The 12,914-nt window shown below is 67.5% G+C and carries 8 protein-coding genes and 2 pseudogenes; 4 read left to right on the plus strand and 6 right to left on the minus strand.

Annotation, left to right across the window (positions count from 1 at the left end; translation table 11 throughout):
• Positions 1-152: 152 nt before the first annotated feature.
• The 4 genes from AC07GB_RS35380 to AC07GB_RS35395 form a co-directional block, all read right to left on the minus strand.
• Entirely contained in the window at positions 153-1,451 is a 1,299-nt protein-coding gene (locus tag AC07GB_RS35380; protein WP_478852854.1) for an ATP-grasp domain-containing protein, read from the minus strand.
• A gap of 49 nt (positions 1,452-1,500) precedes the next feature.
• A complete protein-coding gene (locus tag AC07GB_RS35385) occupies positions 1,501-2,517 on the minus strand; it encodes a threonine ammonia-lyase (RefSeq protein ID WP_478852856.1) in 1,017 nt (338 codons plus the stop codon).
• Positions 2,514-3,548, minus strand: coding sequence for a D-alanine--D-alanine ligase family protein (locus tag AC07GB_RS35390; protein ID WP_478852858.1), 1,035 nt, complete (start codon positions 3,546-3,548; stop codon positions 2,514-2,516). Before AC07GB_RS35390 ends, AC07GB_RS35385 begins: the two co-directional genes overlap by 4 nt.
• Before the next feature lie 182 nt (positions 3,549-3,730).
• Positions 3,731-4,717: an ATP-grasp domain-containing protein gene (locus AC07GB_RS35395; protein WP_478852860.1), complete on the minus strand. Its 987-nt coding sequence runs from the start codon at positions 4,715-4,717 to the stop codon at positions 3,731-3,733.
• A gap of 813 nt (positions 4,718-5,530) precedes the next feature.
• Between AC07GB_RS35395 and AC07GB_RS35400 the strand changes: the two are divergent.
• A pseudogene (locus AC07GB_RS35400) lies at positions 5,531-5,787 on the plus strand (hypothetical protein).
• Positions 5,788-5,795: 8 nt separating this feature from the next.
• Positions 5,796-6,150: pseudogene (locus AC07GB_RS35405) on the plus strand (PIN domain-containing protein).
• Between the two features lie 495 nt (positions 6,151-6,645).
• On the opposite strand, the gene AC07GB_RS35410 reads toward AC07GB_RS35405, so the two are convergent.
• Entirely contained in the window at positions 6,646-7,473 is an 828-nt protein-coding gene (locus AC07GB_RS35410) for a M55 family metallopeptidase (protein WP_478852862.1), read from the minus strand.
• Positions 7,474-7,693: 220 nt separating this feature from the next.
• Between AC07GB_RS35410 and AC07GB_RS35415 the strand changes: the two genes are divergently transcribed.
• Complete coding sequence (locus AC07GB_RS35415) at positions 7,694-7,930, plus strand: hypothetical protein (protein WP_478852864.1); 237 nt, start codon at positions 7,694-7,696, stop codon at positions 7,928-7,930.
• Positions 7,931-8,748: 818 nt separating this feature from the next.
• Here the strand turns inward: AC07GB_RS35415 and AC07GB_RS35420 are convergent.
• Complete coding sequence (locus tag AC07GB_RS35420; protein ID WP_478852866.1) at positions 8,749-11,775, minus strand: DEAD/DEAH box helicase; 3,027 nt, start codon at positions 11,773-11,775, stop codon at positions 8,749-8,751.
• 272 nt (positions 11,776-12,047) lie between these two features.
• On the opposite strand from AC07GB_RS35420, the gene AC07GB_RS35425 reads away from it, so the two are divergent.
• Complete coding sequence (locus tag AC07GB_RS35425) at positions 12,048-12,623, plus strand: transcriptional regulator (protein WP_478852868.1); 576 nt, start codon at positions 12,048-12,050, stop codon at positions 12,621-12,623.
• Positions 12,624-12,914 lie beyond the last annotated feature (291 nt).

The raw sequence follows: 12,914 nt of genomic DNA on the forward strand, positions 1-12,914 counted from the left end.
ACGCAGATCGTCGGAATCTACGGGTGCAGGAGCGTGGTCACGGCAAGCGGCGCGACGTCCGGGTGGGTGGTAGGACCAGTTTCTTCCCGACCCGGGCGGACATCGAACATACTGCGGGTAAACGGTGCGCTCGGGGGTCGGCACGTCCCTACTCACCGGGATACCCGCGCGCTTCGCTCGTGGGTGAAAGCGAAGCAGTCGTCGGAGTTGAGCGCCTCGTGCGTCGCAAGGAGGTCGTCGGTGTCCTCGGCGACGGCGAAGACGCGGGCCAGGTTCGCCGACGTGCCGCGGCGCCAGTCGGTGGGACTTCCGGCCCGGCAGAGGACTTCCGCGCTCACCACACCGGGCAGGGACAACAGGCGAGCCACCTCCGGCGCGCGGGCGACATGCGTCGCAGTGTGGGGAGGCTGAGGGGTGAGGAATGCGGCATGGCGGCGGTGCTGCGGGACGGGAAGGTGGGCTCTGCCCACGGCTACGGCAGCCAACTCGGCCACGACATCGTAGTCGGCCGAGTAGTGCAACAGCTCGGTCACGCCGCCGCCGATGCGGCCGTTGACCTCGATGACGCGCGGGCCATCGGGTGTCAGCTTGAACTCCGTGTGGACGGCCGAGTTGTCGAGGTCAAGGGCATGGATGGCGGCCGTGCTGATCTGACGCAGTTCCTCCTGCATGGAGGAGGGCAGGCTCGACGGTGAGATGTCACCGGTTTCCCGGAAGTCCCGTTCGAGCGGGAGCTTATCCGTGACGGTCAGGTGGTAGACCCGTCCATCGCATACGACGGACTCGACACTGACTTGGTCGCCGAAGCGCTCGTCGCCGTGTTGGTTCCGTCCGAACAGCCGTGCCTCCAGGATGAAGGACATCTGTCCGTTGCCTCGGAGGTCGGAGAGGTAGGCGCGTTCGGCGGTCCGCCAGAGGGCAGCGAGATCGGTAGCCTGGTCGACGGGGTACGTCGCTGCGCTGCCCACCCCCACCACCGGCTTGAGGATCGCTGGCAGACCAACGCGCTCGGCGGCATCGCGGAGCTCCTCAAGAGTGCCGACACAGCGGAACGCTGGCATGGGGATTCCCGCGGCGGCCATCAGCGTGCGCTGGCTGTGTTTGCTGCGGAGTCTTTGAGCGGCGTGGACCGGTGCGCCGGGAAGGCCCATTTTCGCGGCCGCCGCATGGCAGTCCGCAGCAACGAGTTCGCTGAAGGCCAGGATTCCGTCGGGTTTCCAGTCGGTAGCTTGTTCGAGGAGGAGTGGGCCCCATGAGGTGTCCGGGTCGACTGCGACGCTTTCGCCGTGTTGGCCAAAGCTTTTCGCCAGGGCAGCGTCGGACATGGGATCGCCGCTGGGGCGCCAGAGGACCCGCAGCCGGTACGTTCCGCTCAGCCGGGGCAGGTACCAGGACGGCTGGGGGCCGCCGGGGCCATGGACAAAGAGAAGCCTTTCCCGCTGCTCAGTCATCTTCGATCTCTCTCAGTCTTGACGACACGTTGATTGTTTCCGGGGACTGTCAGCAGGCCAAGGCACTGAGGTCGTCAGAGCGGCTTCCGAGATCCGCGAGCGTGCGGAAGTTGCTCCAGTCGACGTTGCCTCCGGACAGCACCACGCCGGCTCGTTTCACGCCGCGCAGATGCCGGCCGGCAATCACTGCAGCCATGGCACAGGCCCCGCTAGGCTCTGGCACCACCTTGAGGTGGGTGAAGGCCAGCCGCATCGCTTCCGCGATCTCGCTGTCGCTGACCAGCACAACGTCGTCTAGGAGCCGCGTGTTGACCGCGAGGGCTCGGGAGCTCGGCGTCTGATGGCGTAGTCCGTCCGCAATGGTGGAGACTCGCGAGATGGTCGACCGCTCGCCCCTGCACCAGGAGACGTAGGTGTCGTTGGCGCCCTCGGGCTCGACTCCGATCACGCCGATGCCTGGCTTGAGTGCCTTGGCAATGGTGGCGCAGCCAGCAGCGATGCCCCCGCCTCCAAGCGGCACGAACAGGGTGTCCAGCTCGGGGTCGTCCTCCAGCATCTCCAGCGCCACCGTGCCGTTGCCCGCCATGACAGAGTACGCGTCAGACGAAGGAACGACGTGGGCGCCGGTCTCCTCGGCGATCTCCGCGACGATCTTGTCCCGCTCGTCGGTTTCCCGGTGGTAGCGGACGATGTCCGCTCCGTCGGCCGCGATGGCGGCGATCTTGGTCTGCGGGCAGTCCTCCGGGACCACGACCGTGGCGTGAATGCCCAGAAGCCGGGCCGTCAGCGCCAGCGCCATGGCGTGGTTTCCGGAGGAGGCGCCGACGACTCCCCGGGCGCGGGACGAAGGGGACAACCCCATCACGTGGTTGTACGCCCCCCTGAACTTGAACGCGTTGGTGTGCTGGAACAGTTCGGCCTTGAACTTCCCGGTGACGCCGGTCAGGCGGTCGATGGCGCGGGAGGAGAGCATCGGAGTGCGGACGGCGACACCGTTGAGTAACTGAGCCGCGTGCGTGACGTGGTGCTCTGTGAGAGCCACCGCCGAATCGTTTCCTTCGTTCATGCCACGTACCCCTCGCGTGCAGCGGCGGACTCGAGGATGAGCCGCACTAGGCTGTCGTAGTCGATCCCCTGGGCCTGGGCCATCGTCGCGAGGTTTCCGGTTCGGGAGAGACCGGGGAGGGTGTTGACCTCCAGGAAGTACTCCACGCCGTTCTCGTCGACGATGAAATCTGTACGCGAGTAGCCGATGCAGTTCAGCACCTTGTGGACTGCGACCGCGATGTCAGCGAGCCGGGTGCGGATGTCCTCGTCCAGGGAGGCCGGGCACTCGTAGCTGTGCAGGGCTGGGTTGCGCTTGGTCTCGTAGTCGTAGAACTCACCCATGGTCCTGGCCTCCAGAGGTGGAAGGGCCTGGGGACCGGCAGGGCCCTCCAGGACACCCACTGTGATCGAGCGACCGGGGCAGTAGCGCTCTGCAAAAAATTGCTGGCCGCTCTGGCCGACCGACTCGATCAGATCGCGCAGCTCAGGAAGGTCGGACGCGATAGACATGCCCACGCTGCCCCCTTCAGAGACCGGCTTGATCATGACCGGCAGACCTACGGTGTCTGCGACCTCCTTGGCCAGGGCGTCGGACGAGTCATTCGAGCCGAATTCGGCGTGGCCGAGAATGGGTACGCCGTGAGCCCCCACGAACGACTTGAGAGCGGTCTTGTTCATGCCCAGCGCACTGGCCATGACGCCCGACCCGGTGTAGGGGATGCGTAGCATTTCAAGCAGGCCCTGTAGCTTGCCGTCCTCGGCGTATTGGCCAGCAATCGCTAGGAAGGCGATGTCAACCTCTCTCACCTGCTCGACGAAATCCGGAGTAGCCGAGTCGATGAGCTTGACCCGATACCCTTGGGTGAGAAGGGATTCGTAGACGGTCCGACCTGAGAGCAGCGAACGGTCGCGCTCTTGGGAGACTCCCCCAGTGATGATGCCAATCAGCACCGCGCGGGAAATTTTCAGCGGGTGGGGTATATTCTCGTGCACCTTCGGTGACTCCCTCATTTCGGTGGGATCCACTGGATTCTGCATGCGGATGTCCACTACTTCCTTGCTGTCATCGGCGCGTTGAATGCGTCGAATGCGTGACTTCTTCCTCCGTGAATACCTTTCCGCAGGAATATAGGCCGCCGTCGAAGCTTCGGATCTGGATCTGTGAGGCGTGGAGAGTGGCGCGCCATGGGGTCGCCGACGTTTGTTCCCAGGGTGATGACGTAGTCTCCCGGCTACCGGAGTTTCGCAGGAGACTTCGCCGGGGCTCGTGGAGATCTCGACTCTGGCACGTTCCGATCGGCCGCAACCGAAGAGACGCCGCTGATGTCCTGAATACCGCCATGTTCGGCGATCAGAATGGCGGCATTATTTGTCGCCAGCGGAATCTCAGGCAGGCGAGTACCGTCATCGGCGGCGAGCTCAAAAGCCAGTCGCTCCATGTCGATTCCGTAGACCAGACGCACGAGCTCGTTGACGTGCCCACCAGCCCGGTGGCTGTGTGATTCGACCAGTTCGGGGCCCTGCGCCGTCAAGATGATCTCCGTGTGCGAGGGGCCCCACGCGAGGCCCGCCGCGTCGAGAACGGTGCGGACCAGCCGGGCCGCTTCGTCGTACTGCCGCTCGGCAAGTGGGGCGGGCACGGCATGCCCCAGCTCCACTGAACCGGGGAAGAATTCCTTGGTCGTTGCAGCGAGAGGGATGTGCGTGGGGGACACGTCGGCAGCTTCGATGATCTCCTCAGCCGGTATCTCCGACAGACCGATCACCGAGGCCCATTTCCAGGCCGTTGCGGCGTTCTCGGCGCCGTGGACGAAGCGGACGCCGACGGCGCTGTCTCCACCGTTTCTCGACTTTACTACCGCATCGCTGTGCCGTTCGACGAAGTTGTGAATTTCCTGCTCGATCGTGACGATTTGCGCTGCGATCGTCCGCACATCGTGTCCACGCAACAGGCTGCATATCCGGTACTTGTCACGCAACTCCTGCATCGTGTCGAACGAGTCTACAGAAATACCGAGGTGCGCGCCGAGATAGCCGGAGAGCGTGTGAAGCGGCTCTGAATGGCAGTTTGTTCGACTAAGCGGCTCTCTGCCCTGCACATGCTTCACCAATTGCACTAAGCCAGTAGTGCTGCTGACATCGACCTCGCGCATCTCGGTACAGAATCGCACGACGGTCGGATCTAGATCGAGCCTGGCCCTGACGTTGACGACATCCAAACTCAGTCCAGTCACCTTCTTGATGAGTCGGCTGATTCCCCCTAAGAGGGGAATTCGTCGTCGCCCCATTAGAACTGTAACCTCTCGCGGCCGTATTCGAAATCGCTGAATCGAGATCATTGCGACAGCCATCTAGCCGGGTTGCGATGGCATATGTCAACTATCGGTTTCCAGTCAGAGACGTTCGCGTAACAGAACTACACTTTTCGTGAGAATAATCCACGAAAAGGGCAGATGCTATATGGGATAAAAGTATTATTGATGCCCATTTTCGGGCACAGGCATAGCCCTGCGGCGTTCTATCGATTGCTGCATGGCCAGTTCCAGGTGTGGAACTTTGGGATTACTTTACTGTTGCATGCAGCAAATTGAGCAACATCTCCGCCTCGGGTGAGGGCATCAACGGACGTGCACCCCGGCACGGTCCTGGCCCGGTGGTTCTCTCCATGGCCGTGACCAGCCCCAGCCGGGCACATGCAGCAGCGGGGTGGGAAGGGCGTACTCGGCAGTCCCGAGCGGAGCGGCGGTCAGGGCGACAGGGGAGTTCACTGATTCTTATGAGCAGACCCAGAGGGGCATCAGGCTCTGCTGCCAGTCGGGATGAGCCCGGCACGGCGGCAGTCATGGCACCGGGCGAACGCCTGCCAGCCCTCGTGGCGGCCAGCCGCCGCCTCAGTCCGCAGGACCACGTGGTCAGAGCAACTGTTGTGCCGCTGCGGTGGGACGCGGGCCACACGCCGTCGCCACCTGCCTCGCAGTAGTAATCGGTACGGGTGCGTACCCGTACCCATACTGTGTGGAGGGAGCCCGATGATGCCTGACGCCAATGTCTGCATTCCCGAAGAAGCCCGCGACCGGTTGGCCGCCCTCGCGGCGGCGGAGGGCAAGTCGCTGCGCGCCTACCTGGCCCGGCTCGCCGAAATCCTCCTCACCCCGGACGAGCGGGCCGCGCGGGCCGACCAGGCCCGGGCCGCGTTGAAGGAGTGGACGGCTACGCGCCGACCCCCGCTGAGGAGCAGGGCCTCGACAGTGAACTGGACCGTCGGCTGGCCCAGGCGGCCGCCCGGTGAGCGACGCCATGCACATCGTCCTGGACGAAACCGCGGTGGCCGCCGCTGGCCGCGGCAACGTCCTTGCTTCCCGTCTGATCCACCGTGCCCACAGGGCCGGCTGGTACCTGTACGCCCCCACCTGCGCGCTCGTCGAAGCCGACCGTGCCCGGCGGACACCTGGCCGCGCTGCCGGGCATCACGGTCTTCGGCCTGGACCTCCCGGCCGCCATGGCCGTAGCCCGGCACGAGACGTGGGCGACGGCACACTGCCAGTACGCCGCGCAGCCGACCCCGCACCGTCCCGACGGCGCGATCATCGCCACCACCGCCCCCGACTGGTGGAGCGGTGAGCTGGTCCGCGTCCTTGACCTGACACCCTGACCCGCACTGCCCGCACGCGCCGAGGCGGGCTCGGCGAGTCCGGACGAGGCGATGCCAGCGGGCACGGACGGTTTCGGCTCCGTCGGGCCACTGGGTGACAGCACTTCGGTCGACCTGCGCTGTGGTGTACATAACCCAGGGGCGCCGCCGGCGACGGTGCCGCCCCCGGGACGATGAGCCACACCGTGGCCTGCCCACTGCGCCCGAGCGTGGAAGACAGGGGCGGGCACACTGGGGGAATGAAGATGACGCCACCGTCCGTGTGACTGGCCCGACCAACATTGCGATGTCGGTTTGTTTTTGACGTCAGTCGGGGGCTTGCGATGGGACTGTGAGGTGTGCTGCTGCCGCTAGGGGCCGCATGGGTAGCTCGCAGTCGAAGGTCAAGCTGTACACGGCAATCCGCAAGGACCACCTGCTGGGGATGTCGATGCGGTCGTTGTAGCAGGTCCGCAACGTTGCATGGCGGAGAAGAGCGTCTAAAGTCGGCTGATCCTAGCCAGGTTTGATGGTGGCGAGCTGCGCGAGCAGCAGGACCAGCCGATAGGCGTCGGCAAAGTCGGCGGCGGTGAAGGTGACTGTCCGGCCACCTTCATGGCGTGAGACCCCTGGCACGAGGGTCGCGAGGTCGACCATGAACGGCGCGGAGAGGTCCACCTCGACATCGAGCGGTCCGGCAAGAGACAGCGGTGAAACCTGGGTGCGCCGGGAGATGGCCTCGGCGGCCGCATGGCGCAACCGCTCACGAGCTTCTTGGGGGTGCAGGGCGACGGCAGCGCCCTGCGCGAGGGCTTGCTTGACCGCGACGGTGATGGCAGAAGGGAGCAGATCTTGAAGTTCGGCGCAGGCCCTATCGTCACCACTGAGCAGCACGACCGGTACGTTCAGATGTCCGGCCATGGCGGCGTTGAGGCCGATCTCGCCCAGAGAACGTCCCCCCACGCGCACGTCGAGGATGCCGTCGTTCATGGTGTGTGCCAGCACGGCTGGTCCGCCGCCGGCACGGGCGTGATAGCCGACTAGCAGGACGGCGTCGGTCTGTTCGTCGAGTCCGCCGAGCATGCCCAGGGGGCGCGGCTTGCCACGGACCAGGTGCGCCCGACGGTCGAGTTCCTCAGGCAGCAGGTTACGGAATGGGCCGTGCGCGTCGGCGATCCGCACCTCGGCCGTGGGTTCGGCGTCCAGGACACCAGCGGTCACGGCGTTCGCCTCAGCCGTCATTAACGCCCGGCCACGCGCGTAGTCGTAGCCATCCGGCTTCGTCTCGGTGGGATGCACGACCCCTGAGATGCCCTCCATGTCAACAGAGATCAATATCTTCATAATTGGAAGCCTACGTGTTCTGCACCACGCACGACAGAACTCGTGGTTCTGTCGGCCATGGCGTCGTGCGTGGGGGCGGCTGGCGGTCAGCGTCGGCAGTACGGGCAGCGCCCGCTGCGCCGCGCGGGTCTCCACGACCACACTCTGCGCGCGCAGCTGCTGCAATTGATAGTGGACTGAGGGGGCCGCCGTGCATGCCCGCCGACGCGGAGCCGACGGCATGCTGCAACTCCTCGCCACCGCGATCACACCAGGCAACATCATGGCCCTCGCCTCCCGCGGCAGCCCGTACGACCGGCAGATCGAGCACAGCCTCACCGAGCGCCCTGAGCCTGTACTCACCGAGGCGCCGCTCCAGGACCTTGCGGCTTCCCCAGAAGATCGCCGTGCAGCGGCAAACCGCCTGCTCCTCGACCTGACCCACCAGTTCAGCGTCCCCGACCTGCTCGAGACATAGAGCCCGGCCCGCCGGAACAGCCCCGACCGAGGACCCCGCTGAGCTGGTGGCGTTCGTGAGGCAGTACGGCAAGGGCGACAGGGCGAGGTTCGCTGACCTGGACTTCGCGATGGAGAACGGCATCGTCCCGGCCCGGTTCCGGGACTGATCCGCAGGACCCTCGGCATGGCCTGCTGACGAAACGGCCCGGCCGCCCGGCATCGGGGATGCCCCTGAAGTGGCTCAGAGGCGGGCTCGGCGGCGCTCTCAGGGGGAGCCTCTACCGGCTGCCGACCTCGTGCGGCACCCAGCCATGACCCGATCATGGTGCGAGGTTGGCCACGTGTCCCACTGCGACAAGACCGATTGCCACGACGAGCAGTGACGGGGAGCGGGTGGTCCAGCTGACCGCGATGAGTACAGCGCCCGCACCCCACAACCGCGGGTGGTGCACCCGTCGGCGGAGCCAGGTTCCCGGCATCCGCCCGAGCAGAAGCCCATGCAGCCCGAGACTGGCCAAGCTCACACACAGGACCACCATCGCGAGCAGTGCAGCCATTGCGAGCACCCCGAACATGACCACTCCCTCAGCCACAGTGATCTCCATCCAACCTGACGGCACCCACCACGTGAGCAGCCGGGCCCCTACGGGGCCAATGCGAGCCGCCTTCCGGCGCCGGTTCAACACGCGCGATCTTGACCGGACCCCCGCCAACCGAGGCCACCCGAAGTCGCCCCCTAGCCAGCGCAGGGGCCCAAGACGGCCAGCAGTCCAAGGGCGTCTGTCACACGCCGAGCCGCTACTGTCCGGTCCCTGTCTGTCCGTCGCCGTGCTGCGCCTATCCGCTGTCGCGAGCTGCAGAGGGCTGCGCCCAGGGGAGGTCGAGGCCGGTGAACAGCGCCTGCTGTTCGGGGGTGTAGGTGTGGTAGCGGGCACGCACTGCGTTCAGCCGACGCCTGAGTTGTACGGGGACGCCGCCTACACGGGGCCGGTAGCTGTCGTGGACACGGTGCCGACCGTCTTCGCCCACCAACGGTCCGACGTCGTCGAGGTGCTGGCGTGCGGCGGTGGCGATCTCCATCAGCCGCTCGATGCGGGAGCGGGGTACTTGCACGGCGCCCGCGGTCTTGACGCGCTGGTCTCCGGTGGCGGGGCCCATGCGTAGCTTGAGCAGTACCCGGCGCTGTTCCTCGTGGAGCTTCTTCCACCGCCGGTGTTGGTCGCGCAGCCACTTGCCCAGGTCGTCCCCGCGGAAGACCCGGCTCCCGGTCAGGAGCTCCCCGCGGCGTCCGCCCTGGGCGTGGAAGGCCTCGAGCAGGACGAGCTTCCGCTCCCAGCTGGCGTTCCACGGTGACCCGTCCCGTACCCGCCATACGCCGAGCTCGTCGAGCGTGCGGGCGGCCTCACGCTCCTCTTCGCGGGTGCCCCAGGCGGGCCTGCGGCACTCGCTCAGCAGCTTCCCGATCCTCACCTCCTGCCCGTCCACGCTGATGGTCTCCGCAACGCCGGGCAGCAGATGCCCGTACCGCTGCGCGTACTCCCGGGCGGCCTCGAGCAGGATCTGCCGAGCTGAGGCCCGTGGTTCCCACACGAACCCGTACTCGCCCAGCAGGGCGGTCAGGTCCGTAGGGACGCGTCGCGGCCGCACGCGCCAGACCTCCAGGCCTTCTTCCGGGCCGAGCTCGGCGATGAGGGTGCGCAGGTCGTCGCGGTCGCGGCGCCACTGCCTGCGTACCCGCTCCAGTTCCCACCCCAGCCGGACCACGATCTCCGGCCCCACCACGGACTCCTGCCCCTGCCCTTGCGCCTCCGTGAGCTCCTGCTCGTGTCCTTCCCCCTCCGCCAGCTTCGGCCCGCGCGTGTGCTCCCCGCCCCCCGCGTGCCCCTCCGCCTGCTCCCCTTGCCCTTGGTTGTGCTCCTCTGCGGAATCCCGCCGCTGCTCCCGTCCCGGCACCTCCGCCTGCTCGTGGCCGTCCGCCCGTTCCCGGCCCTGCTCCTGGCGGGGCTTCTCCCCAAGCCCCTGCCGCGGCGCTGACCCCCGGCCCGGCCCCGGGCACGGCTCCTGCGTGAGCTCCTGCTCCTCCACCCACCTGTGCTCGGGCTTCTTGAGGAGCGGAGTGCGGGTGTAGTCGACGGGGAGCCTCTCGTGCCAGTCGACGGGTACGCGCAGGTGCCCGTTGCGCTGGTGGTAGGCGGCAACAGCCCGCATGAGGCGTTCGGCATCAGCGGTGACAGGGTCGGACAGCACGGTGATCTTCAGCCAGTCCGCGACCACCCCAGCCGCCCGCTTCCGGGTGAGGCTGAGCATCTGCTGGAGCTCACGCGCGCGTTCCTCGGCCCGCCGCCGCGCCTCCTCGGGCGGCTGCACGCGGTGTGCGCCGCGGCTGGTGCTGCGCCCCGCGTGCTCCACCCGCCGCGCGACCGCTCCATGACCGTCCCCGTCGGCCTGGTCCTCCTGGTCGATGAGGTCGGGCTCGTAGGACTCCAGCGCGCGCAGCATGTTGATCACCGGCACCCAGTCCGGCCCGACCAGCGTGTCGTCGGCCGCCTGGGCGAGGTGGAGGACAGGCACGATGATCGACGCCACCTTGTCCGGGTTCCCGTGGTCGTAGCGGACGGCACGGCCTGCGATCTGCAGCAGGTCGCCCTGTGCCGCGCGCGGGTCGACCAGGGCGACGGCGTCGACGGCCGGGACATCCACGCCCTCGCTCAGCAGCCGCACGGAACACACGACGGCCAGGTCCACCGGCCGCCCCCGCAGATCCGTCCCCGCCGCCAACGCCGCCAAGGCCCGCTGCCGCTCCTCGGCGGGGGTCCCCTCGTGCAGCGCCACCGCCCACACCCGCCGCGGCGACGAGGTCCCCTGCCCGTGCAGGACTCGCGCGAGCTGGGGCAGGGACGCGGCGGCCGCGCGGGCTCTGGCCACGGTGGAGTGGTAGGCCAGCAGCCGCCGGCATCCCGCCCGGCCCGCCGCCCGCAGCACGGCCCCCAACGACGCCGTGAGCAGCTCCGCCCGCACCCCCGCACCGGCACGCCCCCGCGCCGCCACGAGCTCCCGCAGCCGCTCCTCATCAACCTCGGCCACCACCACCGGACTGCGCGCGAGCTTCCCCCGCCGCTGCGCCTCCCGAAGCCCCAGCCGGTAGGCGACGGGCCCGTGCCTGCGCTCGGAGAGCCGCACCACCGGATCAGCGGCGATCACACGCCCCTGCTCATCCCAGCGCACCGCCCCGAGCAGGCGTGGTGTCGCAGTCATGGACAGCCGGTGCCGCGCGGGCACGAGATGCTGCTCGTTGACCCGCCCCCACACCTGCGAAGCCTCAGCGTGGTGGAACTCATCAGCCACCAGCAGATCCCACTCCCGCAGCGGCCCCACCCCGTCCCGCTCCACACTCAGGCGGTGTCCGGCGATCAGCGAGCCTTCCACGCTCGCGTACGTGGCCAGCACCGTGAACCGACCGTCCCCTTGGGCGGCGTAGGTGTTCGCGTGCCAGGCCACCGCTCGCGGCTCCGTCGTCACCATCACCCCCGGCACGCCTCGCAGGGCCGCGTCTCGTCGCGCGTACACGGCGATCACCGGGCCGCTGCGCCCGGCGGCGCGCAGGACCCGGTAGGTCTGCTCCAGCAGAGCTCGTGTGGGCACCACCATCAGCAGCGACCCCTGCCCGGCGACCAGGCCCGCGACCCGCGCGGCCACCCACGTCTTGCCCAGCCCTGGTGCCATGTGCAGCTGCGCGCGAAACCGCGGCCGCCGCGCCCTGGGGGAGGGGGTGTAGACGCGCATGACGGCGTCCACCGCGTCGTCCTGATGGTCGTAGAACGCCGCGAGATCGACCTCCGGCCGAGCCACCGCACCCACGTCCATGACCATCCTCCGGAGCATCCTGCAGGGGTAGCAGCCGCTCAGCCGAACACCCAACCAACTGCCTTCTGTGACAACCTAGCCCGCCACACCCGACAGCGTCCTGTGAAGCGACACATCCCTCCCCGCACGCGCGAGAGCTCGAACACATGCCCCATCATCACCCCCAGAATTCCAGCAACAAAATCCCGCGAGAATGCCGCCAACTCACTGCAGAGCAGCGCCAATGGCGGTAATGTGTAATCAAGAGGTTATGGTGACGGGAGGAGGGGAAAATGCCGGAGAGGAACATCGAGTTCGGCAAGTACGGGGCCCGCGGCATCAAAGGCCACGAGGCTGTCGCCCGCCAACTCGACCGGCTCGCTGGATTCATCGCCACACCCATTACCGCGCACCGTGGTCTGATGGCCCGGCTGCACTACCTCACCCGCACCAGCCACGCCCGCACCGCGGCCCGTGAGGCCGGCCTGACCGTCACCGACCGCACCCTGAACGCCTGGCTGGCCGGCCAGCGCAGCCCCTCGAAGCAGAACCTGCAGCGCATCGAGACGGCCTACCGGACGGTGCGCCGTCACAACGTGGCGCGGTATCTGACCAGCCGTCTCAACCGTGAAGGGCGGGGGACCCGGGTGGAGTTCCACCCTCTCAACCAGTCCCAGGTCAGCCGTCCCCATCAGCGGGTCGTGAGCTTCCGTGCCCTCAACGTGCGCCGCTGGGACCCGGTGGTCGCGGCCTGGGCCGCGGACGACGAGCAGGCCCTGGACGACGCCTGGTTCGGCGACGTGACCGTCGAACTCGGCAGTGAATACGGCAGTTACGAGTACGTGTCGAATATCGGATTCGCAGCCTAGCCACGGATTCGATATTCCAGGAACGGGATATCGAATCCAGAACTTGAAAGAGCGTCAGGGAATTCGCGGAACAGGGGGAGCGCCGAAAATCCGGCAGACCCCACCCCGCCCTCGTAGCCAGCCCCAGGAATTCGCGGAGCGAATTCCGTCCCGGATCGCGGAGCGATCCGGGCGCCGGGCAACGGAGTTGACCGGCCGTCAGCCCCGGAGGGGCTGACCGAGCAGCGCGGAGCGCTGCTCCCTCCCGCCGCGTAGCGGCGGCGCGTCGCTTCGGCGGAGCCGAAGGCGCGC

It is taken from the genome of Streptomyces sp. NPDC045778, from assembly GCF_056431945.1.